The organism is Anaerospora sp. (genome assembly GCF_032013335.1).
In the GTDB taxonomy this organism is placed as follows: domain Bacteria; phylum Bacillota; class Negativicutes; order Sporomusales; family DSM-15969; genus Anaerospora.
In genome coordinates this window covers 1-23798 of sequence record NZ_DALZUO010000012.1, presented here as the reverse complement: position 1 = coordinate 23798, position 23798 = coordinate 1, and the positions used below count along the sequence as shown (strand labels likewise).

Annotated in this window: 32 protein-coding genes; all 32 read right to left on the bottom strand. The window is 42.7% G+C overall.

Annotated elements, in window-relative coordinates; genetic code table 11:
* Positions 1-33 precede the first annotated feature (33 nt).
* Positions 34-492 (bottom strand): divergent PAP2 family protein, encoded by a 459-nt coding sequence (locus tag RTR76_RS11355; RefSeq protein ID WP_312520723.1) that lies wholly within the window; start codon positions 490-492, stop codon positions 34-36.
* Positions 493-502: 10 nt separating this feature from the next.
* Positions 503-1381, bottom strand: a complete 879-nt coding sequence (locus RTR76_RS11350; RefSeq protein WP_312520721.1) for a farnesyl diphosphate synthase — start codon at positions 1379-1381, stop codon at positions 503-505.
* A complete protein-coding gene (gene xseB / locus RTR76_RS11345) occupies positions 1375-1647 on the bottom strand; it encodes an exodeoxyribonuclease VII small subunit (RefSeq protein WP_312520720.1) in 273 nt (90 codons plus the stop codon). Before xseB ends, RTR76_RS11350 begins: the two co-directional genes overlap by 7 nt.
* Positions 1648-1652: 5 nt before the next feature.
* Complete coding sequence (gene xseA / locus RTR76_RS11340) at positions 1653-2852, bottom strand: exodeoxyribonuclease VII large subunit (protein ID WP_312520718.1); 1200 nt, start codon at positions 2850-2852, stop codon at positions 1653-1655.
* A gap of 90 nt (positions 2853-2942) precedes the next feature.
* Positions 2943-3080 carry a hypothetical protein gene (locus RTR76_RS11335; RefSeq protein ID WP_312520716.1) on the bottom strand — a complete coding sequence of 46 codons (138 nt, stop codon included), beginning with the start codon at positions 3078-3080 and terminating at the stop codon, positions 2943-2945.
* 56 nt (positions 3081-3136) lie between these two features.
* Complete coding sequence (locus RTR76_RS11330) at positions 3137-4084, bottom strand: O-sialoglycoprotein endopeptidase (RefSeq protein ID WP_312520715.1); 948 nt, start codon at positions 4082-4084, stop codon at positions 3137-3139.
* Complete coding sequence (nusB, locus tag RTR76_RS11325; RefSeq protein ID WP_312520713.1) at positions 4081-4491, bottom strand: transcription antitermination factor NusB; 411 nt, start codon at positions 4489-4491, stop codon at positions 4081-4083. The genes RTR76_RS11330 and nusB overlap by 4 nt, the downstream gene beginning before the upstream one ends.
* A 15-nt stretch (positions 4492-4506) precedes the next feature.
* Entirely contained in the window at positions 4507-4734 is a 228-nt protein-coding gene (locus tag RTR76_RS11320; RefSeq protein ID WP_312520712.1) for a DUF2273 domain-containing protein, read from the bottom strand.
* Positions 4735-4744: 10 nt separating this feature from the next.
* Positions 4745-5284 (bottom strand): alkaline shock response membrane anchor protein AmaP, encoded by a 540-nt coding sequence (gene amaP / locus RTR76_RS11315; protein ID WP_312520710.1) that lies wholly within the window; start codon positions 5282-5284, stop codon positions 4745-4747.
* Positions 5285-5296: 12 nt separating this feature from the next.
* Complete coding sequence (locus RTR76_RS11310) at positions 5297-5698, bottom strand: Asp23/Gls24 family envelope stress response protein (RefSeq protein ID WP_312520708.1); 402 nt, start codon at positions 5696-5698, stop codon at positions 5297-5299.
* A 201-nt stretch (positions 5699-5899) separates the two neighbouring features.
* Positions 5900-6433, bottom strand: a complete 534-nt coding sequence (locus RTR76_RS11305) for a SpoIIIAH-like family protein (protein WP_312520707.1) — start codon at positions 6431-6433, stop codon at positions 5900-5902.
* Positions 6434-6444: 11 nt separating this feature from the next.
* Positions 6445-7050, bottom strand: a complete 606-nt coding sequence (locus RTR76_RS11300; RefSeq protein ID WP_312520705.1) for a hypothetical protein — start codon at positions 7048-7050, stop codon at positions 6445-6447.
* Positions 7051-7063: 13 nt separating this feature from the next.
* Positions 7064-7669, bottom strand: coding sequence for a stage III sporulation protein AF (spoIIIAF, locus tag RTR76_RS11295; RefSeq protein ID WP_312520703.1), 606 nt, complete (start codon positions 7667-7669; stop codon positions 7064-7066).
* Positions 7670-7683: 14 nt separating this feature from the next.
* Positions 7684-8841 carry a stage III sporulation protein AE gene (spoIIIAE, locus tag RTR76_RS11290; protein WP_312520702.1) on the bottom strand — a complete coding sequence of 386 codons (1158 nt, stop codon included), beginning with the start codon at positions 8839-8841 and terminating at the stop codon, positions 7684-7686.
* A gap of 12 nt (positions 8842-8853) precedes the next feature.
* Entirely contained in the window at positions 8854-9240 is a 387-nt protein-coding gene (gene spoIIIAD, locus RTR76_RS11285; protein WP_312520700.1) for a stage III sporulation protein AD, read from the bottom strand.
* 12 nt (positions 9241-9252) lie between these two features.
* Positions 9253-9450 carry a stage III sporulation protein AC gene (gene spoIIIAC, locus RTR76_RS11280; protein WP_132082205.1) on the bottom strand — a complete coding sequence of 66 codons (198 nt, stop codon included), beginning with the start codon at positions 9448-9450 and terminating at the stop codon, positions 9253-9255.
* A gap of 15 nt (positions 9451-9465) precedes the next feature.
* On the bottom strand, positions 9466-9987 hold the full coding sequence (locus RTR76_RS11275; protein ID WP_312520698.1) for a stage III sporulation protein AB: 522 nt from the start codon (positions 9985-9987) through the stop codon (positions 9466-9468).
* Positions 9978-10979 (bottom strand): stage III sporulation protein AA, encoded by a 1002-nt coding sequence (gene spoIIIAA / locus RTR76_RS11270; protein WP_312520697.1) that lies wholly within the window; start codon positions 10977-10979, stop codon positions 9978-9980. The genes RTR76_RS11275 and spoIIIAA overlap by 10 nt, the downstream gene beginning before the upstream one ends.
* Positions 10980-11095: 116 nt before the next feature.
* Positions 11096-11596, bottom strand: coding sequence for a CD1247 N-terminal domain-containing protein (locus RTR76_RS11265; protein ID WP_312520695.1), 501 nt, complete (start codon positions 11594-11596; stop codon positions 11096-11098).
* 51 nt (positions 11597-11647) lie between these two features.
* Positions 11648-12205: an elongation factor P gene (efp, locus tag RTR76_RS11260; protein ID WP_312520693.1), complete on the bottom strand. Its 558-nt coding sequence runs from the start codon at positions 12203-12205 to the stop codon at positions 11648-11650.
* A gap of 15 nt (positions 12206-12220) precedes the next feature.
* Positions 12221-13288, bottom strand: coding sequence for a Xaa-Pro peptidase family protein (locus RTR76_RS11255; protein WP_312520691.1), 1068 nt, complete (start codon positions 13286-13288; stop codon positions 12221-12223).
* A 168-nt stretch (positions 13289-13456) separates the two neighbouring features.
* Complete coding sequence (locus RTR76_RS11250) at positions 13457-15118, bottom strand: penicillin-binding transpeptidase domain-containing protein (RefSeq protein ID WP_312520689.1); 1662 nt, start codon at positions 15116-15118, stop codon at positions 13457-13459.
* A 41-nt stretch (positions 15119-15159) separates the two neighbouring features.
* Positions 15160-15363 (bottom strand): DUF4911 domain-containing protein, encoded by a 204-nt coding sequence (locus RTR76_RS11245; RefSeq protein ID WP_312520687.1) that lies wholly within the window; start codon positions 15361-15363, stop codon positions 15160-15162.
* Positions 15360-16589: a U32 family peptidase gene (locus RTR76_RS11240; protein WP_312520685.1), complete on the bottom strand. Its 1230-nt coding sequence runs from the start codon at positions 16587-16589 to the stop codon at positions 15360-15362. Before RTR76_RS11240 ends, RTR76_RS11245 begins: the two co-directional genes overlap by 4 nt.
* A complete protein-coding gene (locus RTR76_RS11235) occupies positions 16576-17199 on the bottom strand; it encodes an O-methyltransferase (protein WP_312520683.1) in 624 nt (207 codons plus the stop codon). Before RTR76_RS11235 ends, RTR76_RS11240 begins: the two co-directional genes overlap by 14 nt.
* The gene (gene mltG, locus RTR76_RS11230) at positions 17199-18206 is read right to left on the bottom strand and encodes an endolytic transglycosylase MltG (protein WP_312520681.1); all 1008 of its coding nucleotides are present in this window, start codon (positions 18204-18206) and stop codon (positions 17199-17201) included. The genes RTR76_RS11235 and mltG overlap by 1 nt, the downstream gene beginning before the upstream one ends.
* A 77-nt stretch (positions 18207-18283) precedes the next feature.
* Positions 18284-18619 (bottom strand): DUF1292 domain-containing protein, encoded by a 336-nt coding sequence (locus RTR76_RS11225; RefSeq protein ID WP_312520679.1) that lies wholly within the window; start codon positions 18617-18619, stop codon positions 18284-18286.
* Positions 18620-18686: 67 nt separating this feature from the next.
* On the bottom strand, positions 18687-19115 hold the full coding sequence (gene ruvX, locus RTR76_RS11220) for a Holliday junction resolvase RuvX (protein ID WP_312520677.1): 429 nt from the start codon (positions 19113-19115) through the stop codon (positions 18687-18689).
* Between the two features lie 17 nt (positions 19116-19132).
* A complete protein-coding gene (locus RTR76_RS11215) occupies positions 19133-19390 on the bottom strand; it encodes an IreB family regulatory phosphoprotein (RefSeq protein ID WP_312520674.1) in 258 nt (85 codons plus the stop codon).
* A gap of 133 nt (positions 19391-19523) precedes the next feature.
* Positions 19524-22142 carry an alanine--tRNA ligase gene (gene alaS, locus RTR76_RS11210; RefSeq protein ID WP_312520672.1) on the bottom strand — a complete coding sequence of 873 codons (2619 nt, stop codon included), beginning with the start codon at positions 22140-22142 and terminating at the stop codon, positions 19524-19526.
* Between the two features lie 84 nt (positions 22143-22226).
* Positions 22227-23252: an AI-2E family transporter gene (locus RTR76_RS11205; RefSeq protein WP_312520670.1), complete on the bottom strand. Its 1026-nt coding sequence runs from the start codon at positions 23250-23252 to the stop codon at positions 22227-22229.
* A 162-nt stretch (positions 23253-23414) separates the two neighbouring features.
* Positions 23415-23798 (bottom strand): hypothetical protein (locus tag RTR76_RS11200; RefSeq protein WP_312520668.1); only part of this gene is annotated, 384 nt, incomplete at its 5' end.

Genomic DNA, 23798 nt, shown 5'->3' with positions numbered 1-23798 from the left:
TCTTTCCAATCAAGCATCATATATACTGATACCTTATTTATAATATAAACTAAACAAATAGGCGATAAAAAAGCCAAGTACGGCTCCAGCTAAAACTTCGAGCGGAGTATGTCCAAGTAATTCCTTTAATCGAGTATCATGAACCGTATGTTCCGCCTTTAATTCCTGCATCAGCTTATTCAGGACTTTCGCCTGTTTGCCTGCTGCACGGCGGACGCCTGCTGCATCATACATAACAATACTAGCCAAAATTACAGCTACTGCGAATAAGGGAGAATCAACTCCATCATGAAAACCAATAGCCGATGCCAGGCTGACCACCAACGAGGTATGAGAGCTCGGCATTCCTCCGGCGCCCACTAAACGTTCTGCCTTAAATTTTTCGTGTTTCCAAAAAGCAGTAATCGTCTTTAATATTTGGGCGGTTGCCCAAGCTGTAAATGCAGTCATAAGAATGATGTTTTTACCAATAGCTGCCCAGAATTCTGCCACGAAGTACACCTCAACTGTCGCGATTAAGCAAGTGTCTTACTAAATCCCTTAATATATCTGCTTCTGAACCAAAATCCTGTAAACTAAGCAAAGCTTTCTCTACTGCCTGATCAGCTAATTTTTTCGCTCCCTCGAGCGAATATAGCGTCACATAAGTGGCTTTATGGTTTCGAATGTCACTGCCTACAGGCTTACCGATTAGTTCCTGATTGCCAACCACATCTAAGATATCATCTGTAATCTGAAAAGCCAACCCAAATTGTTCAGCATATACTGTTAACTGGGCAAGCTGAGTGGCAGATGCGCCTGCCAATATTGCGCCTGAACGAATTGCAGCCCGGAACAATGCACCGGTTTTAGCCTGATGCATATATTGAAGCGTCTGGGCATCTAACGTCTTTCCTTCTGACAATAAGTCCACTGCCTGACCGCCAACCATACCTGTGGCCCCCGCAGCTATTGCGATTTCTTTCACTACGTCCAGCAAAACTGCAGGCTGAACATCCGGCTGAGATAAACAAACCTCGAAAGCAGCAGTCAGTAAGGCATCTCCAGCTAAAATTGCCATTCCCTCACCATATACGATATGATTCGTCGGCTTTCCACGGCGATAATCGTCGTCATCCATTGCGGGCAGATCATCATGAATTAAAGAATATGTGTGGATCATTTCCAGGCTGCAGGCTGCAGGCAAATAGCTGCTGCCGGCCGCTCCTACCGCATCGGCAGCAGCCATTAATAATATGGGACGAAGTCTTTTACCACCGGCAAAAAGACTATAACGCATAGAATCAAACAGCACATGGGCATATGCATGCTCGGCAGGGACTGCCTGCCGCAAGGCACAGTCGACAAGAGCTGCTTTTTCACTACAATACTGTTTTAGCATTTGCTTTTCTCCTCGTTAAAAAGCAGCGGCTTTTCAACAAGTATCCCCTGCTCTTTTTGTAATATCTTATCGATTTTCTTTTCTGCTACTGTTAATTTAGCAAGACAAAGCTGAGAAAGCGCTACCCCTTGGGCAAACTTATCTAAAGAATCTTCTAGCTTTAACTCACCTTTTTCCAAGAGTTTTACAATTACTTCTAATTTTCCAAGAGCTTCTTCAAAACATACGTCACTAGTATCATTTATGTTGTTTATTTTATCATTCATGACCATTAAGCCTCCTTAGCTGCACAAACTCGGGCACTCAGTATTCCCTGGGATAATAAGATTTCAATTTCTTGATCCGGTTCAACCTGGCTAGCGTCGGAGACAACTTGTCCTTCTTTTGTACGTGTTATACTATATCCTCTGGCCAGTACGGACAAAGGATTGAGCATTGCCAGCTTTTCTGCCTGAATAGAAAAGGCATGTTTTTTAGCCGTTAGCTGCAGCTCTGTAATTTGAATGAGACGCTGCTGCAATAAATCCACCTGCTGTTGCTTAGCAGCAAGTAAATCCATGGGCCGCTGTAAGGCCGTGCTTTGTCTGAGCTCTAAAACGCTTCGCCGTTTTTCCTTGACGATTGCCTGGATGTGAGTGCCCATTAGATTTTCTAAGGTTCGTACATACCTGCTCAATTCATATATATCCGGTACAACAATCTCCGCTGCCTGAGAAGGTGTTGCAGCCCTCAAATCAGCAACAAAATCAGCTAGCGTAAAATCCGTTTCATGTCCAACTGCTGATACAACCGGAATTTTTGAGGCTGCAATTGCCCGAACTACCTTTTCATCATTAAAGGCCCATAGTTCTTCCAAGGATCCGCCGCCGCGACCAACAATGATTACATCTACCTGATTATACTCATTAAATACCTGCAGTGCATCAACTATTTGACCTGGAGCTTCTCCCCCCTGCACTTGTACAGGAAAGAGGACTAACGCGATTGAAGGATGGCGACGCTTGGCCACCGTAATAATATCGCGCACGGCAGCTCCTGTAGGGGAAGTTATAATCCCAACGGCACGGGGCAATACAGGAAGAGATTTTTTTCTCGTTTGAGCAAATAGCCCTTCAGCAGTCAGTTTTTCTTTTAGCTGCTCATAGGCCAGACTCAGTTCACCGACTCCTTCAGGAACCATATGATCAGCGTATAGTTGATATTGACCATCACGTTCAAATACAGTAACAGTGCCTCCGACAACTACCTTCATGCCGTCCCGCGGCTCAAACTTTAATAGCTGACTTCTGCTGCGAAACATCACCGTCTTAATCGTAGCATCGCTATCTTTCAATGTAAAATAACAATGCCCGGAATAATGGCGTTTAAAATTAGATATCTCGCCACGTACATAAATTGAATTTAGGGTACGATCCTTGTCTAAAATATGTTTTATGTAACGGGTAACATCACCTATAGAGAAAATCTGCATAAATTCACCTTAATTTGACAGTTATAATCTTATGATATACTAAATGCAAAAAAAAAAATAGAGGCTGTTAAAAAAGCCCCTAGTACACAGCTAATATCGACGACCAAAGTAGCGTAGTGCTGAGTAACCGCTAATGGTGCCCACCACAAACCAGAAAACATGTCCCGGTGGTACTAGATGACCAACTATAACTCCAATTGCTGCGCCAATAAGGGTATACAGCAGCATGGCAGTCACCTCCGGTATTTGCATTTATGTATAATATGCAAACACAAAACGAACTGCTACTGCTGCTGTAAGGCAAAATATGCAGCACCTACTGCATTATCCGAGCTATATGCTGGTTGGGGAATATACAGTTGAATTTGTTTCTTGCCTAACTTTTCTTGCAGGTAGCTGCGAATAAATAAATTCGCCGTCACACCGCCTACAATGAGTACTTGCTGCAATTGCGTCACTGTAACAGCTTGTCCAATTAATCGAACAATTGATTCGGCGATACATTTTTCAACTCCGGCAGCTACTGCTGAAGCAGCTTCCCCTTTACTAATAAGCCGTTGTGCATGTGATTCGGGCCCGGAGAAACTAACTTGCAAGCCCTCTACCGCAACCGGAATTACACTTGCCTGCTCTCTGCCGGTACAAGCAAGCTTTTCTAAATGAGGTCCGGCGGGAAAAGCAAGTCCTAAAGCGACTCCAACACGGTCGACAAATTGCCCGGCATGTAAATCGCGGCTTTCACCCAGAATCGTTAGTTGTGGTTTCATATGAGAATTACGGACTAGTACAATTTCAGTTGTACCTCCCGATAGATGTAACGCCAAAAAATCATCAGCCAGCGGTCCGGCGGATGACCAAAGTCCGGCATATATATGATTTTCTTGATGACTAATTGGATGAACCGGCGTTTTTAAAGCGGTTCCAAGCACACGGGCATAATTGTGTCCAACTAAAAAGGCTGGCATATACGAATCAGCCGACGGCCGGGGTTGAGTGGAAACTCCAATACCGGCAAACTGATAAGAAGCAGGCAGCTCGGCAACAGCCTGCTCTAAGAGGCCCGGTAAGTTCCGTGTATGCTGGAAAACCATTTCAGATTGTGCAAGACCTCTTCCACCTGGCTTGACTGTCAGTAATTTGCGATAGTCTTGAGATAAATTGCCTTCTTGATCCAGGATAGCAATTGAAGTAGTGTAGCAGCTAGTATCAATGCCTAGGTAATAGTTCGTCATTGACTCTTTTTCTTAACTAATGAACCAAGAATACCGTTGATAAAGCGGCTCGAATCTTCCGATCCAAAGGTTTTCGCCACTTCTACCGCCTCGTTAATAGCAACATTCGGTGGTAGCTGCTCTTCACCAAATTTCATTTCATATATAGCAACGCGGGCTATATTTCGATCCACTGCCGCCATACGATCGAGCTTCCACTCCGTAGCGGCTGATGCAATGATCCTATCAATTTCGCCAAGACTTTGCTGCGTCCCAGTAACAAGCTTCTGAGCGTATTGCTTGGCGCCTTCACTTAAACCGGCATGTTCATCCAAAACGGCTTCCATCGCCGTCTCTGTAGTAATCTGATTAAAATCCAATTGAAATAAAGCTTGTACTGCAACTTCCCGGGCTTTTCTACGACTCATAATTCCCTCTTTCCGTTACCGGTGGTAACTTGGCGGTAATAATTTATCTAAAATATCCATAATATCTTCTTTTTCATCAATCCGTTTGCCAACTACATAGCCAGCTCCAACACAAAATACAATAAAAACCGTTTTAAAGAAACCAAAATGCAATACCAGGATTCCAAAAACAAAACCAAATAATGCACCCATTAATTTACCGCCATGATGCTGCCATATTTCCATTAAGAGTTGGTTATTCATAATGCCACCTCTATTCAACTCGATGTTTTGTTTTAAAATCATTAGAGATATTTTCCACTAAGATTCTAACATCAGCTATCTCTACACCAATTGTATGTTTAATATGCTCATGAATACGCTGCTGTACTTCTGCGGTAACTGCAGGAACATTGCTTTCGGGGCTGACAATTGCCTTCACATCTACGGTAAGTCCTTGTGCTGATTGTCCTACAACCACTTTTACTCCCCGCACACCTTTAGCATGGCGAACTGCTTTGCTGACAAGATTTTCAATAGCATCAATCGATATATGCACATCGCCCATTGGATTGTGATGAACTAATGTATCTTTCGCAGTCCGGGAACGTGATCCGGCCAACAACAATCGAACACTGATTAATAAGAAAAGTGCTCCTGCCAGGGCCGCTTCCCATTGTCCGTAAATATAATAGAGGGTTGTCCACACTAATTCTAAAGGAATAAGGCGAAGTCCCATTAAAACTACGCCTAATGACAAAAAAGCAAGGACAAACGTATATATTGTGAGTATAACTCTATCAAATATCCCCATGTTAACTCCTTTCTAGCGAACGCGAATATCTTTTTCTTCACCATCCTGCCCAAATCCAACACCTTGAATATGAATATTGACTTCAACAACATCAAGTCCAGTCATGGACTCAATTGCTCTTTTCACATTCTCCTGGACGCGAAGAGCTACGTCAGGGATACGCACTCCATATTCAACAATAATATATAGGTCAACAGCGGCCTCTCTTTCGCCAACCTCTACTTTAACGCCTTTTGATAAGTTCTTTTTACCAAGCATTTCTGCTATGCCGCCTACCAGGCCGGCGCTCATACCTGCTACACCGGTTACTTCGGTTGCTGCTAAGCCGGCAACAATACCAACAACTTCATCTGCTATCCGGATTGAGCCTACATCATTATGTTCTGTGCGTTCAATGCGCTCGCGTTTCTCCAAAATCAACCCCCCTTTGGCTTTCTATGGCACAATATATTACTGTTACTAGCAGTTTATAACTCTTCCAGTATACCAAACTTCTTCCATTTTTACAATTTTGAGGCATACAATCGCTAATATTCCTAGTATTGCCTATCCGCGCCTATTAAAAACAAAGCACCTATAAAAACTTACGGCATAGTTGGCAGCCATTTTGCAGCTTTAGGGTTTTGCACTAATGGTAATATCCTCCGCCTTAACCCCAGTAACCCGGCTAATGGCATCCGCAACTTGAATCACTTCTTCCCGTGAAAGCGTAGAAGTCTTTACTACCGCGCTGACCGAGTTTTCTCTAACAAAGACAAGAGCATCACTAAAACCGCGTGCCTTAATCAAATTCTCCATCTCTGATTCCCGTTGTTTGTCTAATGCCATTTTTAATACTGATTCTTGTGCTTTCTGCCTCATATCATCCGTTTTGGCATTTTTAAGAATGTCCCGTATGAGATCGGAGCGTTCACTGCGAACCTTATCTCTTTCCAGGCGGTATTCTGTAAAAAAATCAGGTGCACTGACTTGTAATGCGTTGTCTGCTACAACTTGTTTTGTTACCTGCATAGCGTTTGAACGATCTACTTTCGCTTGTTTATCAGCACTAAGATTTTGCAAGGAGACTATTGCCGCTAGAGTAAAAACAACGATTCCAACAACCCAAAGTGCAGTTTTTCTGTTTGCTTTTTTTATTGATAAAATCATTAGCAATTACCTCACTTTCTTTGTGGAAGTACTGTTATTTTATAGGGAGCCACTCCCATGCCCGCTTCTACTGCTTTCGTAAGATTAGCTTTCACAATTGAATCATGCGCGCCGTCAGCAATTACTAATATGCCTTTAATTGCCGGCTTTGTTTCTTTGACCATAACAGGATGATCAGCACTGTTTTCCCTGCTCATTAATATTTGTTCACTTTCTTTACTTTCAGTAGTTGTGCGCAATCCGCCACTTGTATCTTTTTCCTGAATAACTTTATTTTCTTTGATTGTATTTTTAGCATGCTCCTGCGTACCTGTGTTCTCCAGGGTAATGCTGATGACAACAGAACCGGCTCCCTTTACCTGCGATAAAATATTGGCTAGCTTAGCCTCTAATATATCTTCGTAACTTCGATTAACCGTAGCTGCAGGCGGTTTAACCTCTTTCGCAATTTCACTAGTTCCTTTTGGTGCTTGTTGATCAAATATTCCTCCGGCAACAAGCAGGCCAACTCCCAATAAACCAATCACAATTAAGCGCATATTGATTACGCCATCCCGTATCAATTGAGAAGGCCATAACCGCTTGGCTTTTGCTGCCCACTCCCCCATAGCATTCATCTTATCTTCCTCCTTAATTTAAGCGTTGTATCGTCAACTGATCTTCACGAATCGGATAAAGTTCCGTTATTACTCTTTGAATCTTATCTCGCGTGGCAGCGGATAGCTCCGGGCGATTATCAGCAGCAGCTGTATTTGTTGTATCTATCGAAACTTTTTTTATTTTACTATTTGTACTTGTTAAGCCTGGCTGAACATATAGAACAATTTTCTTGATGGCGCCGATGTTTTTACTGCCTTCTTCATCATTGGTTTCAACCGCAACCCTTACTTCTGCAACACCTTCGACAGCCATCACCAGTGCGCGAATTTGTTTAGCTAGGTCTTTTCTGTACATTTCATGCGTCAATTGACTGCGTCCTTTTGCTGCCTCCTGGGAAGCCCGTTCAATTTCAGAAGCCCTTGTTGCGGGATTACCAAATACGGCAACCGGCTCGGGCAATATCTGACTGTGCAAGACATTGATTAGGGGATTAAGTATAGACAACATAATGAATAATCCCATAATGACCCGTACGAATCGCTGCATACTGCTGGCAGGAAGCAAAAACTCTAAAAATGTCGCAAATAAAACGACCATAACAATACTCTTAACCCATGCGGATATTTCTGCCATCATAGTTAAATCCCGCCTTATCTCAGCATTAAAGCCATACTGCCAGCGCCGATAATCATCGTAATCGCCAGGAACAGCATTAATGCTACTGTAAGCAGCGCTCCGAACACCAGCAGTAAATTATTACCAATTCCATCTAAACATTTTGCCATTTTTTCATCACCCATTGGCTCAATCAATGCTCCGGCGACTTTAATGATCAAAATCAATGAAATAAGTTTAATTACCGGTAAAATACACAACAGTATAATAACTAATACTCCAAAGACCCCTACAGCATTTTTCAGTAATAGAGATGCTCCCATTACCAGCTCTACTGTATCGGCAAACATTTTGCCAACAACGGGAATAAATGTAGCAGTTGCGAACTTTGCTGTTCGAAGAGTCAGTCCGTCAGCAACACTGCCAGTAACCCCTTGAATACTGATAATACCGATAAAAATCACCATAGTTAACCCAAGGATAATCATACTGGTTTGCTTAAACACACTAGCGAGATTATTGAGGCGGTATTTGTCTGATAGGTAATTTACGCACTCCAGAACACCCGTTAAGAAAAGCAGCGGCAAAACAATATCTCTTACAATTACACTTACCGTATTAATCACAAACAGCATCAGCGGTGTAAATAGTGTAGCAGACGTTATTGCCCCCATACCGGCCAGAAGTGAAATCAAGAGTGGCAGTAATGCCTCCATAAATCCAATCATGGTTTGGACTGTCTGCCTTACAATGCCAAGTGCATTATAAAATGCGGTCAATGCAATCACCGTAAGAAAAACAAAACATATCCCATAAGCGAGTACAGAAATAGCAGAGCTTTCAAACGAATTCTGCAAGTTTTGCAATAGGGCACATAGCACAGCTAAGAATAGTAATTTGCCCATAAGATGAATATTGGCTGCTAATTCTTTAAATAAGCGAGCCATCAGTGACTGGGTCAGTTTTTGCCAGTCATAGGCTAACCCGTTGCTGGCAATGTCCTTGATTGTTTGCGGTGACAACATTGGAATATCTTCATTTAGCTCATGATTTATATTACTAATGAACTGATTAATATTATCTGCAGACAAAGTATTGAATAGTTTCATACTAAGTTCATCCGTTTCCGGTGAAGCAGCTACACAAATATAACAATTCATTAGCAGCATAATTGTAATAAACACAATTCGCATACTAATTCCACCTTACGGTAATAATCGTACAATCGTATCAAGAACTAGCGCTATTATCGGAATCGCCATGATCATAACTAAAATTTTTCCAGCAAATTCTATTTTACCGGCAACCGCACCTTCTCCGGCATCACGACATACTTGAGCGCCGAATTCGGTAATATAAGCGATACCAATAATTTTTAGAATAGTATTTAAGTACATTTGACTAATTTGAGCTTTTTCTGCTAAATCACGAAATAAATTCAGCACTACACTAAGTTTTGAGAGAACCATGAGAAAGATGATAGAAGCAAGGGTTATACTAAGCTGTACGGCAAGTTCAGGTTTTTGTCGTTTAATGATAAGAATGAGTAGCGTTACAACAAAGCCTAGCCCAACAATTTGCACAATTTCCATGCCGTACACCCCTTAGAATAGCTTAAATACATCCTGAACCGTAGTGAATAATCGTCCAAGTAATTGCACAACCCACACTAAAACAACTGCAAAACCGGCTAACGTACATAAATGAGCCATATCTTCCTTACCGGCCTGCTTCAGCGCAGTATGAAATACCGAAATCAAAATACCAACCCCGGCGATTTTAAAGAGTAAATCCAGTCCCACTTTTGACGCTCCTTTCTAAATCAGCATAATAACAGCTGCTAAGCCACCACAAACCCCTAGATAACGGTACATCTTCATATTTGGATCACGCTGGGAAAGGGCCTCTTGCTCGACCTTCTGCAATTGACCTTGAATAAGCATTAATTTTTTTTGCTGTTCTTCCCGGTTCATCATACCTAGGTTAGTACTAAATAATTGAATAATTTCTATCTCTGTTTTTTCCAGCAACAGCTGTTTTCTCATATCCTGATAGTTTTGCCAAAAAGCGATTTGCGGGGTTAATTGTGCATTATCGGTTAGTGCACAGCCTGTTCGATGAAACAATCTGGCAATAGGTCCTTCTATTCCTCCGGCGCATAGCCGCAAGGCATCTCCTAAGGGTATAGCCGACACACAAATATAGGATTGTAGCGCTGCTAAGCAGCTTAAAAGCTGCCGTATTTGCCGGGGTCTTTCCGCATATCTCCAGGCAAAATGAAATCCAATAGCAATACTTGCAGACAACAACAAAATACTGCCGGCAATTTTTAACCACATATTCTAACACCCCCCTTATTGCAATATAAACTCTCGCCGCTGCTGGCAGCAATAACACGCTCAACAGTACCAGGATGGGGGCGATCACTCAGTACAACGTAACGCTCAAAATAGTGATTCTGGACTAATTCACCCACAAAAGGGCGATATTTTATATCCTCATGGCTTTTCCCGTGAACACTGGCAATAACCGTAACACCGCTGTGGAGCGCCTCCCGGACAGCATTACAGTCTTCTGCACGGCCAAGTTCATCCGTAATAATGACTTGCGGCGACATGGAACGAATCAGCATTAACATTCCAACTGCTTTCGGACAACCATCAAGAATATCCGTCCGCGGCCCAACGTCCATTGTAGGTATGCCGTTACGGCATGCTCCTATTTCAGAACGCTCATCAACAATCCCCACCTGCCAGCCAGGGAGTTTTAGCCAATTTAATCCTGTGCTAAGATAGCGGGCTATATCGCGTAATAAGGTTGTCTTACCTGATCGGGGAGGAGAAATGATTAATGTGCTAAGTGTATTGCCTTCCGTTGTTACCAGATAAGGCATTAGTGCCTTGGCACATCCGAGCACCTGTCTAGCAATGCGGATATTAAGGGAACTAATATTTTTTAGCGTTTTTATGTGACCGTCTTCCAATAATGCCTGCCCGGCAACACCGATCCGATGTCCGCCCTGTATAGTAATGAAACCGGAACGTAATTCTTCTTCAAATGCATATAGTGAGTTTCTACTAATAATTTGCAGGGTCCGCTGCAGGTCATCATGGCTGCAGATTAGCGCCTGTTCTTTAAGCTCGGTAAGGTTTCCCGCCTCAGTCAGCATGCTGTCAGTGATCCCCATGACAGTCAGTACCGGCAAGCCCGTCCTCAAACGGATTTCAGTAATTTGCGATTTATATAATGATGGTAATTTTTCTATACCAGCGGCAATTCTTGGTGCAATAACCGGACAGATTTGCTTTTCTAGAATATAATGATCGTCCATAGTCCACTCCTTTCTTTACATAGATATGGGCCAGGACATAACTTTATGCTCAAAATAAATAAAAAAAGACTTGGTATGTACCAAGTCTTTTTTTATATTTTCTATTGTTTTATCCGTTACACACCGGGGTGCATAGTATGACGAGTATCGAGGTTGTCCAACTCATCTTCATCGAACGCTAATGTGTTGTCATAGACAACTCCACCACAATGGGGGCAGGTTACCTCAATAGCATCCTCATCATCTAAAATATCGGCATCAAAAGTGACTTCCTCATGACAAACCGGACAAGCAACTTCGACAAAATCATCATCATAGTCTTCTCCTAATCCGGAGTCAGCAGAATCGTCATAGGAGTCTACATAAACCTCATCTTCCAAATCAGTAAGATCTTCGTCAATGGTTTCCATATAGGTTTCCAAATCTTCTTGTGCTACATTTACGCACTGGATCTCTTCAGCAAAACTGTCCAAAACATCCACGATTTTTAACAGCATTTTTCCTTCTGCTGAGTTTTCATTTAGATTTAAACCTTTAGTTAATCCCTGAAGATAGGCAACTTGTTCTTTTAAATTTCCCATAAATATAAAGCCCCCTTTTGCTATGCTGCTGTACACCGCTATTATTCCCGGCTTCAACAAAAAACATAACAAAGGAGGCAAGCAAATTTATGCTCTCTCGAGATAATCGCCGCTGCGAGTATCAATTCTGAGGACATCATCTATGTTGATGAATAAAGGTACCTTCACCGTGTAACCGGTTTCCAGCTTAGCAGGCTTGGTACCTCCTGTTGCAGTATCACCACGGATTCCAGGATCAGTCTCAACTACGCGCAGTTCAACGGAATACGGCAGCTCAACACCAATTACGATACCTTGAAAGAACATAACTTCAATGCTCATATTTTCTTTCAAGAAGTTTTTGGCTGTACCCAATTGCTCACTGGTCATGACAATTTGTTCAAAATTCTCATTATCCATAAAATTATATTCTTCGTCAGTTTCATACAGATATTGCATATCGCGACGATCAATATGAGCCTTAGGAAGTTTTTCGCCGGGATTAAAAGTACGTTCAACAACAGCACCAGTTTGTATGTTTTTCATTTTTGCCCTTACAAAAGCGGCCCCTTTACCTGGCTTAACGTGTTGAAAATCCACAATTTGCCAAACATTTCCATCAAATTCAATTGTTACACCTGGACGAAAATCATTACTTGATATCATTATTTACCCTCCTAATTATCGCTCTACTTGTATCAGTTGTTTACTACTAGCTGTTAATACTTCACAACCTGCGGACACCACAACAACTGTATCTTCAATGCGGACGCCACCCCATTCCGGAATATAGATACCCGGTTCAACAGTTACTGTCATGGCGGCTTCCAGCATCGTGTCACCTCCGGGAGATAAACGAGGCTCTTCGTGAATATTTAGTCCAACGCCATGGCCTAAACCATGTCCAAAGTAATTTCCATAGCCAGCATTTGTAATAATACTGCGGGATACTTCATCAATCTGCTTTCCCGTCCTGCCCGGTTGAACAGCTGCTACACCTGCGAGCTGTGCCTGCAGCACGATCTCATATATTTGGCGTTGTTTATCACTTGCTTGGCCCATAATAATTGTCCGAGTAATATCAGAATGATAGCCATTATAAACAGCACCAAAATCCATTGTCACAAAATCACCGTTTGCAATGATCTTTTCAGATGCAATACCATGAGGCAATGATGATCGAACTCCTGATGCTACTATAATATCAAAAGCTGATTTTTCAGCTCCTAATCGCCGCATCGTATACTCTAATTCTAAGGCAACTTCCCGTTCTGTCATTCCTGGGCGAATATATTTAAGGATGTGAGAAAAGGCTTGATCTGCAATAAAAACCGCTCTCTTCAGAGCAGTAATTTCAGCCTCATCCTTCATCATTCGCAATTCATCCACTCTACACGGAATTAACTCAATGCCGGAAAGCTCACGCTCCATTGCTTGATAGTCCGCCCACGTAACATAATCCATCTCGAAGCCAAGCTTCTTAACTTCGAGATTGCTTGCAGTCTGACCAAGAGTTTTTAAAATAGCGACTCCATGGCGCACTATTTCAAAGTCTGGAGCCTGACTTTGGGCCTGGGTAACATATCGGAAATCAGTCAATAATTTTGCATCATTACCGGTCACAAGCAATAGTCCGGATGAGCCACAAAAACCGCTGAAATAAAGACGGTTTTCAGGCTTTGTAACAATAAAACCCTCGAGACCTTTATTAGTACATAATTCACGAAGACGTTCAATCCGATTATTCATGACATACCACCATCCCTTATCGCAAATACAGTCTTTACAATGAGCTGCAAAAGCTAAAGTCGTAATATGACATCACGTAACTGGTGATATCATCAGGGTTTTATCCCTTATTATGATATTAACTTTTATATATTACCATAATTTTAATCTTTTGACTAGAATAATCTTCTAATTGACAGCCAGTGCTGCTTCCGCAATTTCACGAAATATGGGAGCGGCCACATCGCCGCCCGACATGCCATCTTCAACAAAAACTACAATTACATAGGCTGGGTTGTCGAGGGGAGCATAGCCGGCAAACCAGGCATGACTTAGACTTTTACCATTCTTATCATAGTGGCCTGTTTCGGCTGAACCCGTTTTCCCTGCCGAGCCTCCCTTCTCAACATAAGCTTCCTGTCCTGTCCCGTAGCGTGTGACAGCAGACATCATTTCACGCAGCTGTATAGCGGTTTGTTTATCCAATACTCTGGTGCCCCGGGATAAGGGGAAATTTTTAATTACCTTGCCTTCCGGTGTAATAAAACGACTGACCAAACTTGGACCAACTTTGATACCATCATTAACTATTGTTCCAATGAGTGAAGCAACTTGTAAGGGAGAAGCCTCCAAAAATCCTTGCCCTATTGATAAATTAGCCAAATCCCCTGGATAAAGACTTTCTGCCGCAGGTAAATTTCCATCTGCTTCACCATCAAAATCCAGCTTAGTCTTTGTTCCAAAACCAAGACGCTTAGCATAAGTAATCAGTTCCTCTGCTCCTAGCTTTAAGCCAACATTAATAATTACAGGATTACTGGAATAGGCAATTGCGTCAGCAAAAGATATTTTTCCACGTGGTCCTTTTTCATAATCCCAGCCTTTAATCCGTATGTTATTTACATCAACATAGCCTGGGTCAAAAAATACATCTTGAGGCTTAACAATTTTATTTTCAAGGGCTGCCGCTGCCAATACCAGCTTAAAAACAGAACCGGGCTGATAGGCAGATAATGCACGATTCATAAAAGGCGCTGCACTGCTGGTTAAATAGCTGTCCAAATGATTCGCATCAAAATTAGGGCGAGATGCCATCGCCAGAATTTCACCTGTAGATGGGCGCATAACTACTACGGCACCTTTTTCAATTTGTTTATCCATGATTGATTCGACTACTTTTTGAATGCGTGTATCGATTGTCAATATAATGTGGCTAGGTCCTGTTCCCTCAGCAATACGTAATTTCTTATAGCCAAGACCTGGAATGAGCTGCTGAGTTGCATCTACGAGGGCAGCAACATATTCAGGCTGACTGCCGCGCAGCACTTCATCATACATTGCCTCAAGCCCGCTAACCCCCCGATTATCCGCTGTATTAGTATAACCAACCAAATGAGCTCCAAGAGAAGTAAAGCTGTATCGTACTTTTTCTGCTACCGCTAATACACCTGCTAATTTCAGACTATTAATCTTTTGTGCAGTAACTGCATCTATATCCGTCTTTAACTTAAAGGGTCGATGATTCGTTTGTAAGAGGGAGTCAATCCTGTTTTCGTCTTTGCCGCTAATAGCGGCAAGCTGTTTCGCTATTTGCGCAGATTCTTTCAATTGATCCGGAAAGATTACGATGCTGAAATGTTGCGCAGTATTTGTTAAGGATACATTATTCCTGTCCAGGATTTCGCCGCGAGCTATATCTACCGGTACTTCCTGTACCCGTCCGCTTAAGCTCTCCAGCGTCAGATGGGGACCTTCAATCAATTGCAAATAAAACAGTCTGCCTAGCAGCAGCACTGTGAAAAAGCCAAAAAAGAAGCACATTTTATTAATGCGCGACAAATGAAATACCATACCATCACCTCAGTGATAGTATGGCATAAAAGCTGGAAGTATTATACAAACTCCACATCGATTGGCAGGCTCGACAGAATTTGCTGTATTTCCGGACGCATGTCAGGTGTTGTGCGGATAAGTAACAAACCTTCACTGCGATCAATAGTTGTAACAACACCGAAGTACTCATACCCTTCCATAATTCGGCTGATATAGGTAATATTACGAGGTTCTACTTTAATACGTACACCATCATCACTCACTGTTCGCTCACCTTTCGGCGCAGCATCGCAAAAGGAACTACCGGCTGACTCACCGGCAATGTGACCAACTGCAGCGGGTGCGGCGCGACTTGAATAGAGTTGCCCTCGAGATCTTTCATCCAATGAATAACTTGAGAAAAATTGGGCTGCCCAGGTTGCGCAATTTCAATTTCCTCGCCTACTTTTATATTATTACGCTGCTCGATCACAGCCACTTGGCGTTCAGCATCATAACTGCGAACGAGGCCGACGAAGTCATGAGTCTGTGTATTGCTTGAACCTGAGTAAATTTGATCATTCTCATTAGGTTTAGCAAAATAAAAACCCAACGTATACGGTCGATGGGAGATTTTATTTAGTTCCTGCCACCACTCTTCACGAACAGAAAATTTTTCCGGATTAGCCAGATAAGCATCCAGCGCAGCTCGATACACTCGCGTCACCGTCGCCACGTAATGTACGCTTTTCATGCGCCCTTCAATTTTAAAACTAGTCAGTCCTGCTTCCACAAGCTGCGGTAAATGGGCAAGCAGGCACAAATCCTTAGAATTAAACAGATAGGTACCACGTTCATCCTCAAGCACGGGATAAAACTGATCAGGTCGTTTTTCTTCTACTACGGCAAACTTCCAGCGGCATACTTGTGCACACTCTCCACGATTAGCATCTCGATTCTGCGTAAAATAATTACTTAACAAACAGCGCCCGGAATAAGAGATGCACATAGCACCATGAACAAATGCTTCAAGTTCAATATTTACTTTTTCCCGAATTAACGAAATATCTTCCAGCGAAATTTCACGAGCCATGACTACACGGCTCACGCCTTGCCCCTCCCAGAATTTAACCGAAGCCCAATTCGTGTTATTTGCCTGCGTACTAATATGAATCGGCAAATCAGGTGCCACTTCCCGAACCACACTGAATACACCCAGATCTGAGATAATAACCGCATCAGCGCCAATATCACGAATATAACGAATATAGTCGGGCAAGGCCGGTAAATCTTCATTATGAGGGAAAATATTAACGGTAATATATGCTTTTTTACCTTGACTGTGAGTGAAGGCAACAGCCTCTCTTAGTTCTTCATCCGTGAAATTATCACTAAAAGCTCTAAGGCCAAACGATTTCCCACCCATATATACAGCATCGGCACCATATAGTAAGGCCATTTGCAATTTTTCCATGTTACCTGCCGGTGCCAATAACTCAAGTTGCTTCATCTGTTTTCTCCTCTAAAAAATAAGATACTGCCAGTCCATCTTCCGTCTTGTAGAGCGTTGTTGAAAATCGAGGATCTGCAGTCACTGTATTCAGATAGCCCCGCAGCCGCTTGACAATCGTCCGAAAACGGCGTGGTGTATCAACAGCTTCGTTGATTACCATTCCGCGAAAAAAAACATTGTCAGCAACAATACAGGCTCCTTTTGTTAGCTTATCCATTATTTTGGCGAGGTAATCGGGATACTGCCCTTTAGCCGCATCAATGAACACCATATCAAAGCTTCCGCTTAACTGCGGAAGTAATTCACCGGCATCGCCGCACAGCAGCGTTATCCGATCTGCAGCCCCAGCCTGCTGAATAAAATTACGGGCAATTTCCGCTCTTTCCTCATTTAATTCAATTGTTGTGATATGACTGGTTGCTGGTAAATGAGCAGCCATAACTAATGTCGAATAACCAATTGCTGTTCCAATTTCCAATATTGATTGAGGATTTTGTTGCTTAACAAGATTGATCAATATATCTTCTGCTTCCTGCTGCACAATTGGAACCTTATTTTTAATTGCGTAGTCTTTCATCACTTCCAACTGGACAGCGATAACTCCCATTACTGACTCACCTGCTCAATTGTTATCAAATGCTCGTCATAGGTTTTGCTGAAATGATGGACTCCCTCATTATCGGCTACGAAATAAAGATAATCTGTGAGCGCCGGTTCCAAAACAGCCATAATAGAAGCAGTGCCGGCATTGGCAATTGGTCCTGGCGGAAGTCCCATGTTTAAATAAGTATTATAGGGTGATGGGATCTCCGTATCTTTAATTGTAAGCTCCGCTTTAGGATATCCTAAAAGGTATTGAATGGTAGCACAAGACTGAAGAGGCATAGCTTGTCTAATTCGATTTAAAAATACACCGGCAATTACAGGCCGGTCTTTTTCAATACGGGCTTCTTTTTCAACTAAAGATGCCAAAATCATTACTTCGCGGATAGTGAGCCCTTGTTTTTTTGCTTTTTCTCTCATTTGAGGGGTAAAATTACGATCAAATTCGCTTACCATAAATTGCAGCAGCTCTTCTTCCTTGATCCCCCTCGGCACTCGATAGGTATCAGGGAAAAGAAATCCTTCCGGCTTATAACCGACTCTGGTATCAGCATCAATATAAGCAAAGGGCTGATAGTCCTTTGCTGCTGCTTTAAACTTTGCAGCATTAGCTATTTGCTTACTCTCCAATAATGCTGCTATCTGCTCAATTGTCAAGCCTTCCGGAATCGTAATTTGGCTATAAGAAACTTCCCCTTTGGCGAGCATGGTAATCATTTTCGGCATATTCATATCTGGAGTAAACGTGTATTCACCGGCTTGCAACGAATTGGAAAAGCCTGACCAATGTACATACATACGAAATAATGTTGTATTTTTAATTAATCCTTGCTGCCTTAACAGGGCCGCTATTTCATTAGCTGACATCCCCTGTTTAATAATGATTGTAACGGGCTCGCTGCTAGTAAAGCTGATTGGCTGTGCTGCACCATATAATAAACCTGCTATAAAAAAGCTAATCACCGCTACGGCTAAAATTGATTTGGTCATTAGCGAATTAGAAAGCTGCATTCCTATCACCTCTTTTTAAAAACCGTGTCTACATTATACACAAATAGACAGAAAAAAAGAAGCCTCTCAGGGCTTCCTTAGGATTCTAAGTCTTCGTCACCCACAAGTTCTTCATAGGCCTGACGGACAGCTTCGAATTCTTCGTCAGTAGGATCTACATAAACGTCTTCGCCATCTTCATCTGTGTCGATACGAGCGATATAAACATCTGTTTCGTCTTCATCGCAGCCGCAGCCATCGCCGCATTCGCAATCGTCTTCAACCTGAAGTGGTACTAATATAGCAAAGCGTTTATCTCCAACCGGAACTATCATATCTTCACGGTAGTAGTATTCGTTACCTTCCTCATCTGTCATTACAACGACCAATTCTTCTTCTACATCTTCCAGGTCGTCTTTATCAAATTCAGCCATTTTTTGCCACCCCTTTGTTAAGATTAATGTAATTTTATCCTAGAAAAAATATCCTGTCAAGGAAGTTCTAGGATAAGCTCTTCCTTGGCAGACTGTCTAAGTAGCCTTGCAGGATAAAAACAGCCGCCATTTTGTCAATAACCTGCTTGCGTTTAGCTCGACTCACATCAGCAGCAATCAGCGCTTTTTGGGCAGCAACGGTCGAAAGACGCTCATCCCATAATTTTATCACGATCCCCGGAAACAGTGTTCCCAGTTCGCTGGCAAATTGCTGAGTCAGCTCACCTCTAGGCCCAATTGTGCCATTCATATTTTTGGGTAAACCTACAACTATTGTGGTGACTTCATATTGATCAATTAACTGTTGAAGTCTCTCGATATCGCGGCTTAAAGATGTACGGCGAATGACTTCAATACCTTGGGCAGTGCACAGCAATAAATCACTCGCAGCAACACCAATCGTTTTGTCGCCTACATCAAGTGCAAGTATGCGCATGGTTCCTCCGATTAATCCTATTTATCCTTCACATAGGCTTTCACCAGTTCTTCCAGCAATTCATCCCGTTCCAGTTTACGAATCAGCCCCCGGGCATTATTATGGCTGGTAATGTAGGTTGGATCTCCGGAAAGCAAATAGCCTACAAGCTGATTAATCGGATTATAGCCCTTTTCCTGCAAGGACTGATAAACGGTTGAAATAATGACGGCCGCTGCATTGTTCTCTTCATTGCCAACACGAAACATCATTGTTTGATCAGATACATTGCTCATGCGCCATCCCCCTCTCAAGGTAGTATTACTTTCTCCATTCCAATATATTCTACTAAAACTAATTTTTTCCTATTTTTATGAAAACAGAAAAAATAATAGGGTAGGACGAGGATTACCTCGTCCTGTATTTGCTTTACTTTACTTGGCTTTGTGCAACTTCAACAGCCAACTTGAGCGCCTCAGCTGCTTTCTCAGGCTCTTTACCGCCTGCCTGGGCCATGTCCGCCCGTCCGCCGCCGCCGCCGCCAGCTGCCTTAGCAGCAGCTTTTACTATATTTCCGGCATGAATACCTTGCGCTACAGCCTCTTTGGTAGCCATAACAACAAAATTAACTTTGCTGTCACTGACTGCTCCTAATACGACGACACCATCGCCGATGCGATCGCGTACTAAATCAGCTACATTACGCAAATTATCCATATCGGAGGCTTCTACTTGGCCTGCCGCTATCTTAAGTGTACCGACCTGCAGACAATTTGCAACTAATTCATCAACAACGCCTTTTGCCAGCTTTGTATTCTGCACAGCAATCTCTTTCTCAAGCTCTTTTACCCGGCTGAGGAGCGTATCAATACGCGCATTGACGTCTTCAGGACGAGTTTTTAAAGTCATTGCAACTTCAGAAAGAATTTGTTCATGAGTCTTTACAAGCTCGATAGCGCCAAATCCTGTAACCGCCTCGATTCTCCGGACTCCTGAACCAACACCGGCTTCACTCACAATACGGAATAAGCCGATTTCAGCCGTACTGCCTACATGCGTACCGCCGCATAGCTCTCTGCTAAAATTGTCAACCATGACGACACGTACCTGATCGCCATATTTCTCACCAAACAACGCAGTAGCACCCATTTCTTTGGCTACATCCTGTGTTGTTTCTATTATGCCCACATGTAAATTATCTAAAATAACTTTGTTAACGATAGCTTCCAGCTCAGTCTGCTGCTGAGGTGTAACTGCCTCGAAATGTGAAAAATCGAAACGCAGACGGTCGGGGCCCACTTGCGAGCCTGCTTGATTAACATGATCGCCAAGTACAGTTTTTAATGCGGCATGAAGCAGATGGGTTGCGGTATGATTACGGGCAACAGCGCGCCGCCTGGAACCATCTACTGTAAGAGCGACTGCTTCACCAGCCTTTAAAAAGCCTTCTGTCACTATACCAAGCTGATATGTCGTGCCATCAGGAAGTTTTCTGGTCTGCAGCACCTCGGCTTTACCCATTGCACCTGTAATTTGACCAATATCGCCTACTTGGCCGCCGCCCTCAGCATGAAAGGGAGTCACATCCAAAATAATGAGTACTTCTTCCCCATCATGAATCTCATTAACAACGTTCCCCTCTTTGGCGAGTAACACTAGTTTAGCAGTTTCGGCATTTTCTTTAACACTTAGCTTATCGGTAGCCAATTGAGAAAGGTCAGGTAGAATTACTTTGGACTCAACATCGGTTCTTGCGGCCCGGGCACGCTCACGCTGTTCCTTCATAGCCAAATCAAAGCCGGTTTTATCCAGCTCCATATCGTAGTCTGCAAGGATTTCCTGTGTCAACTCCCAGGGAAAACCATAAGTATCATAAAGCTTAAAGCCGGTAGCTCCGTCCAGCGTGTTTTTTTCAGCTTGGCGGAGTGTGTTAATGTGTCCGGTAAGTAATTCAAGGCCCTGAGCCAGTGTAGTATGGAAGCGTTCCTCTTCCAACTGAATCACTTTTTTAATATATTCTTTCCGGTCAGCTAAATCCGGAAAGGGTTCAGCAAAGATCCCTGCCACAATATCAACAATTGGTGCAAGAAACGGTTTTTCAATGCCCATCAAACGGCCATGGCGAACAGCACGCCGCAGAATCCGTCTGAGAACATAGCCTCGTCCCTCATTAGAAGGCAGTATGCCGTCGGCAATCATCACGGTCATACTGCGTGCATGATCAGCGATTACCTTTAAGGACACATCAGTTTTGGGTAGCTGCCCATAGGTAACATTTGCGACTTGCGCAGTATGTTCAATCATCGGAAATAACAAATCAGTTTCAAAATTAGAAGGCTTATTTTGCAGTACAGAAGCAATACGTTCTAAACCGGCACCGGTATCAATATTTTTCTTTGCCAGTGGTGTATAGTTTCCGGCCTCATCCCGGTCGTACTGGGTGAAAACCAAATTCCATATTTCAAGATAACGATCGCAATTACAGCCTACCTTGCAATCATCCTTGCCACAGCCGCGTGCTTCGCCAAGGTCAATGTGAATTTCTGAGCAGGGACCACAAGGTCCAGGACCAATCTCCCAGAAATTATCCTCTAACCGTACTATTCGCTCTGCCGGTATGCCAATATCATTCAACCAGATATGATAAGCTTCATCATCTTGGGTATGTATCGTAATCCATAGTTTATCTTTCGGCAAATTGATTTGCTCGGTCAAAAACTCCCAGGCCCAGGCGATTGCTTCTTTCTTGAAATAATCGCCAAAAGAAAAGTTTCCTAACATTTCAAAAAAGGTATGATGACGTGCAGTGCGTCCAACATTTTCAATATCGCCGGTTCGAACACATTTTTGACTAGTTGAAATACGTGGTTGAGGCGGCTTCATTTTTCCGGTAAAAAAAGGTTTGAAAGGAGCCATTCCTGCTCCGATTAACAGCAATGTCGGATCGTTTTCAGGGATTAACGGATAACTTGGCAGTACTAAATGATCTTTGCTCTTAAAAAACTGCAAAAATTTATTACGTAATTCATTCCCAGTCATTATTATCATCCTCCACGACATAAGGCACCATATTCTTCTGGAATTATACATTAATTTAGAATATCCGTCAATAATTGGAAAGTACCGCAAGTCCTAAATAAGCATGCGGATCATATGACGGATAAACACTTTACCAACGGCAGCAATTGGCACACCCAGCAGCATTCCAGGAATACCGCCTAATTCGCCTCCAATAAATAAAAAGAAAATAACGGATAAAGGATGGAGCCCCACATTATCTCCCATGATTTGGGGGCCGATGATACTGCCTTCCAGCTGATGAATAGCGAAAAATAGCAGAACTACCTTCAGTGCCAGCCATGGTGAGCTTAATAGTGCGAGTGTAACTGCAGGTGTTGCCCCGATAAAGGCACCAAAATAAGGAATAATATCCAATATCCCCGCTACTATACCGATTAAAAGTGCATAGCGGACTCCCAGTATTTCAAGGCCAATTGTAACAAGCATCCCCACAATTAATGCAACTGTTAACTGACCGCGGATAACACCGCTTAACACTTTATCAATCTCCCGGAAAGTTAGAATACATTCGGTATGCCAGCGCATCGGTATCATTTGTAGTAACTTTTCTTTTATCTCATACCAGTCGTGCAGTAAATAAAATGCTAATATCGGTGTAATTACCAGGCCAATAGAGTGACTCACCAGACCAATCAACGCATTTACTGCATCAGCAATAAATTGTTGGATATCATTTTGTACCATAAGGAGCGCATTATCAATAGCAACTCTGAGAGAATACGGCAATACTGAATTTTGATATTGAGACTGAACAAATTGAATTAATTCTTCACCTTTTGCCACCATAAACGGCAATTCCCGTCCAAAGTTCTCTAACTCTCTAATAATGAGTGGTATCCCACGGGCACCTACGAAAATCATTGTGGAAAAAACTAATATGTACAGCGCCAGGATAGCTGCAGTCCGGCGCAATCCTTTATTCTCAAGATAGCACACAGCCGGGTTAAGTAAATAAGCTAAAAAGAGGGCTATAATGAATGGATATAGTCCACTGCGTACTGACCAAATAAAATAAACAGTCACTATAACCGCTGCAACAAGTATTGAAATCCGGATAGTACGTTTGTTTATTATCACAGGGGTTCACACCTCATCGCTGCTTTTGCCTTTTCCCGCTTTACTCAACTAAGCTTAATAGGACCCAAGGAAAAAGACCGAGTTCCTACTTTTGTCATTGAAATAAAAGTAGCAAAAATTCTAGGCCTGTCTTCCAAAAGACTTGGAAAAAAAGGCACCTTACTAAAATCCGCAAAACTCGCTGCGCTCAAACAGAACGGATTTCTTAACGTAAGTTGCCTTTTTTCCATCCTGCGGACCGTCTTTTTCCAGAAGGGCCGAAAAGAGCGGGGAACGAACGGAACGTGGCACGGGGACGGTTCCATTGACACAGTATTTCTGCAGCCTCGTTCCTTGTTTTAGTAGCCTATGACCCTTATAAAAATTGCCGTCCCATAGGGTGGAAGCAGGCCTCTCTTGCGTAAAGAAATTCCGACTGTTTGAGCGCAGCGAGTTTCGGAATTTTAGCAAGAGAGGCCTGCTTCCAAGGCCATTTTTGTACAGGTCTTGATTTTTTGGTACTTTTGTATCAAGACAAAAGTACAGAACTACAATCCCTTGCTTCCC

Coding starts and splice junctions, on each gene's coding strand:
- spoIIIAA (WP_312520697.1), bottom strand. CDS start 10,979: ATGGACGATCATTATATTCTAGAAAAGCAAATCTGTCCGGTTATTGCA.
- RTR76_RS11225 (WP_312520679.1), bottom strand. CDS start 18,619: ATGGCTGAATTTGATAAAGACGACCTGGAAGATGTAGAAGAAGAATTG.
- xseA (WP_312520718.1), bottom strand. CDS start 2,852: ATGCAGATTTTCTCTATAGGTGATGTTACCCGTTACATAAAACATATT.
- amaP (WP_312520710.1), bottom strand. CDS start 5,284: ATGGGGATATTTGATAGAGTTATACTCACAATATATACGTTTGTCCTT.
- RTR76_RS11255 (WP_312520691.1), bottom strand. CDS start 13,288: ATGAATAATCGGATTGAACGTCTTCGTGAATTATGTACTAATAAAGGT.
- spoIIIAE (WP_312520702.1), bottom strand. CDS start 8,841: ATGCGAATTGTGTTTATTACAATTATGCTGCTAATGAATTGTTATATT.
- RTR76_RS11215 (WP_312520674.1), bottom strand. CDS start 19,390: ATGAGCAATGTATCTGATCAAACAATGATGTTTCGTGTTGGCAATGAA.
- RTR76_RS11240 (WP_312520685.1), bottom strand. CDS start 16,589: ATGAAGCAACTTGAGTTATTGGCACCGGCAGGTAACATGGAAAAATTG.
- RTR76_RS11250 (WP_312520689.1), bottom strand. CDS start 15,118: ATGGTATTTCATTTGTCGCGCATTAATAAAATGTGCTTCTTTTTTGGC.
- nusB (WP_312520713.1), bottom strand. CDS start 4,491: ATGAGTCGTAGAAAAGCCCGGGAAGTTGCAGTACAAGCTTTATTTCAA.
- alaS (WP_312520672.1), bottom strand. CDS start 22,142: ATGATAATAATGACTGGGAATGAATTACGTAATAAATTTTTGCAGTTT.
- spoIIIAD (WP_312520700.1), bottom strand. CDS start 9,240: ATGGAAATTGTGCAAATTGTTGGGCTAGGCTTTGTTGTAACGCTACTC.
- RTR76_RS11300 (WP_312520705.1), bottom strand. CDS start 7,050: ATGAATGCTATGGGGGAGTGGGCAGCAAAAGCCAAGCGGTTATGGCCT.
- efp (WP_312520693.1), bottom strand. CDS start 12,205: ATGATATCAAGTAATGATTTTCGTCCAGGTGTAACAATTGAATTTGAT.
- RTR76_RS11305 (WP_312520707.1), bottom strand. CDS start 6,433: ATGATTTTATCAATAAAAAAAGCAAACAGAAAAACTGCACTTTGGGTT.
- RTR76_RS11235 (WP_312520683.1), bottom strand. CDS start 17,199: ATGGGAGTTATCGCTGTCCAGTTGGAAGTGATGAAAGACTACGCAATT.
- RTR76_RS11275 (WP_312520698.1), bottom strand. CDS start 9,987: ATGTGGTTAAAAATTGCCGGCAGTATTTTGTTGTTGTCTGCAAGTATT.
- mltG (WP_312520681.1), bottom strand. CDS start 18,206: ATGCAGCTTTCTAATTCGCTAATGACCAAATCAATTTTAGCCGTAGCG.
- RTR76_RS11335 (WP_312520716.1), bottom strand. CDS start 3,080: ATGCTGCTGTATACCCTTATTGGCGCAGCAATTGGAGTTATAGTTGGT.
- ruvX (WP_312520677.1), bottom strand. CDS start 19,115: ATGCGCATACTTGCACTTGATGTAGGCGACAAAACGATTGGTGTTGCT.
- spoIIIAF (WP_312520703.1), bottom strand. CDS start 7,669: ATGATGGCAGAAATATCCGCATGGGTTAAGAGTATTGTTATGGTCGTT.
- RTR76_RS11350 (WP_312520721.1), bottom strand. CDS start 1,381: ATGCTAAAACAGTATTGTAGTGAAAAAGCAGCTCTTGTCGACTGTGCC.
- xseB (WP_312520720.1), bottom strand. CDS start 1,647: ATGAATGATAAAATAAACAACATAAATGATACTAGTGACGTATGTTTT.
- RTR76_RS11320 (WP_312520712.1), bottom strand. CDS start 4,734: ATGAATAACCAACTCTTAATGGAAATATGGCAGCATCATGGCGGTAAA.
- RTR76_RS11330 (WP_312520715.1), bottom strand. CDS start 4,084: ATGACGAACTATTACCTAGGCATTGATACTAGCTGCTACACTACTTCA.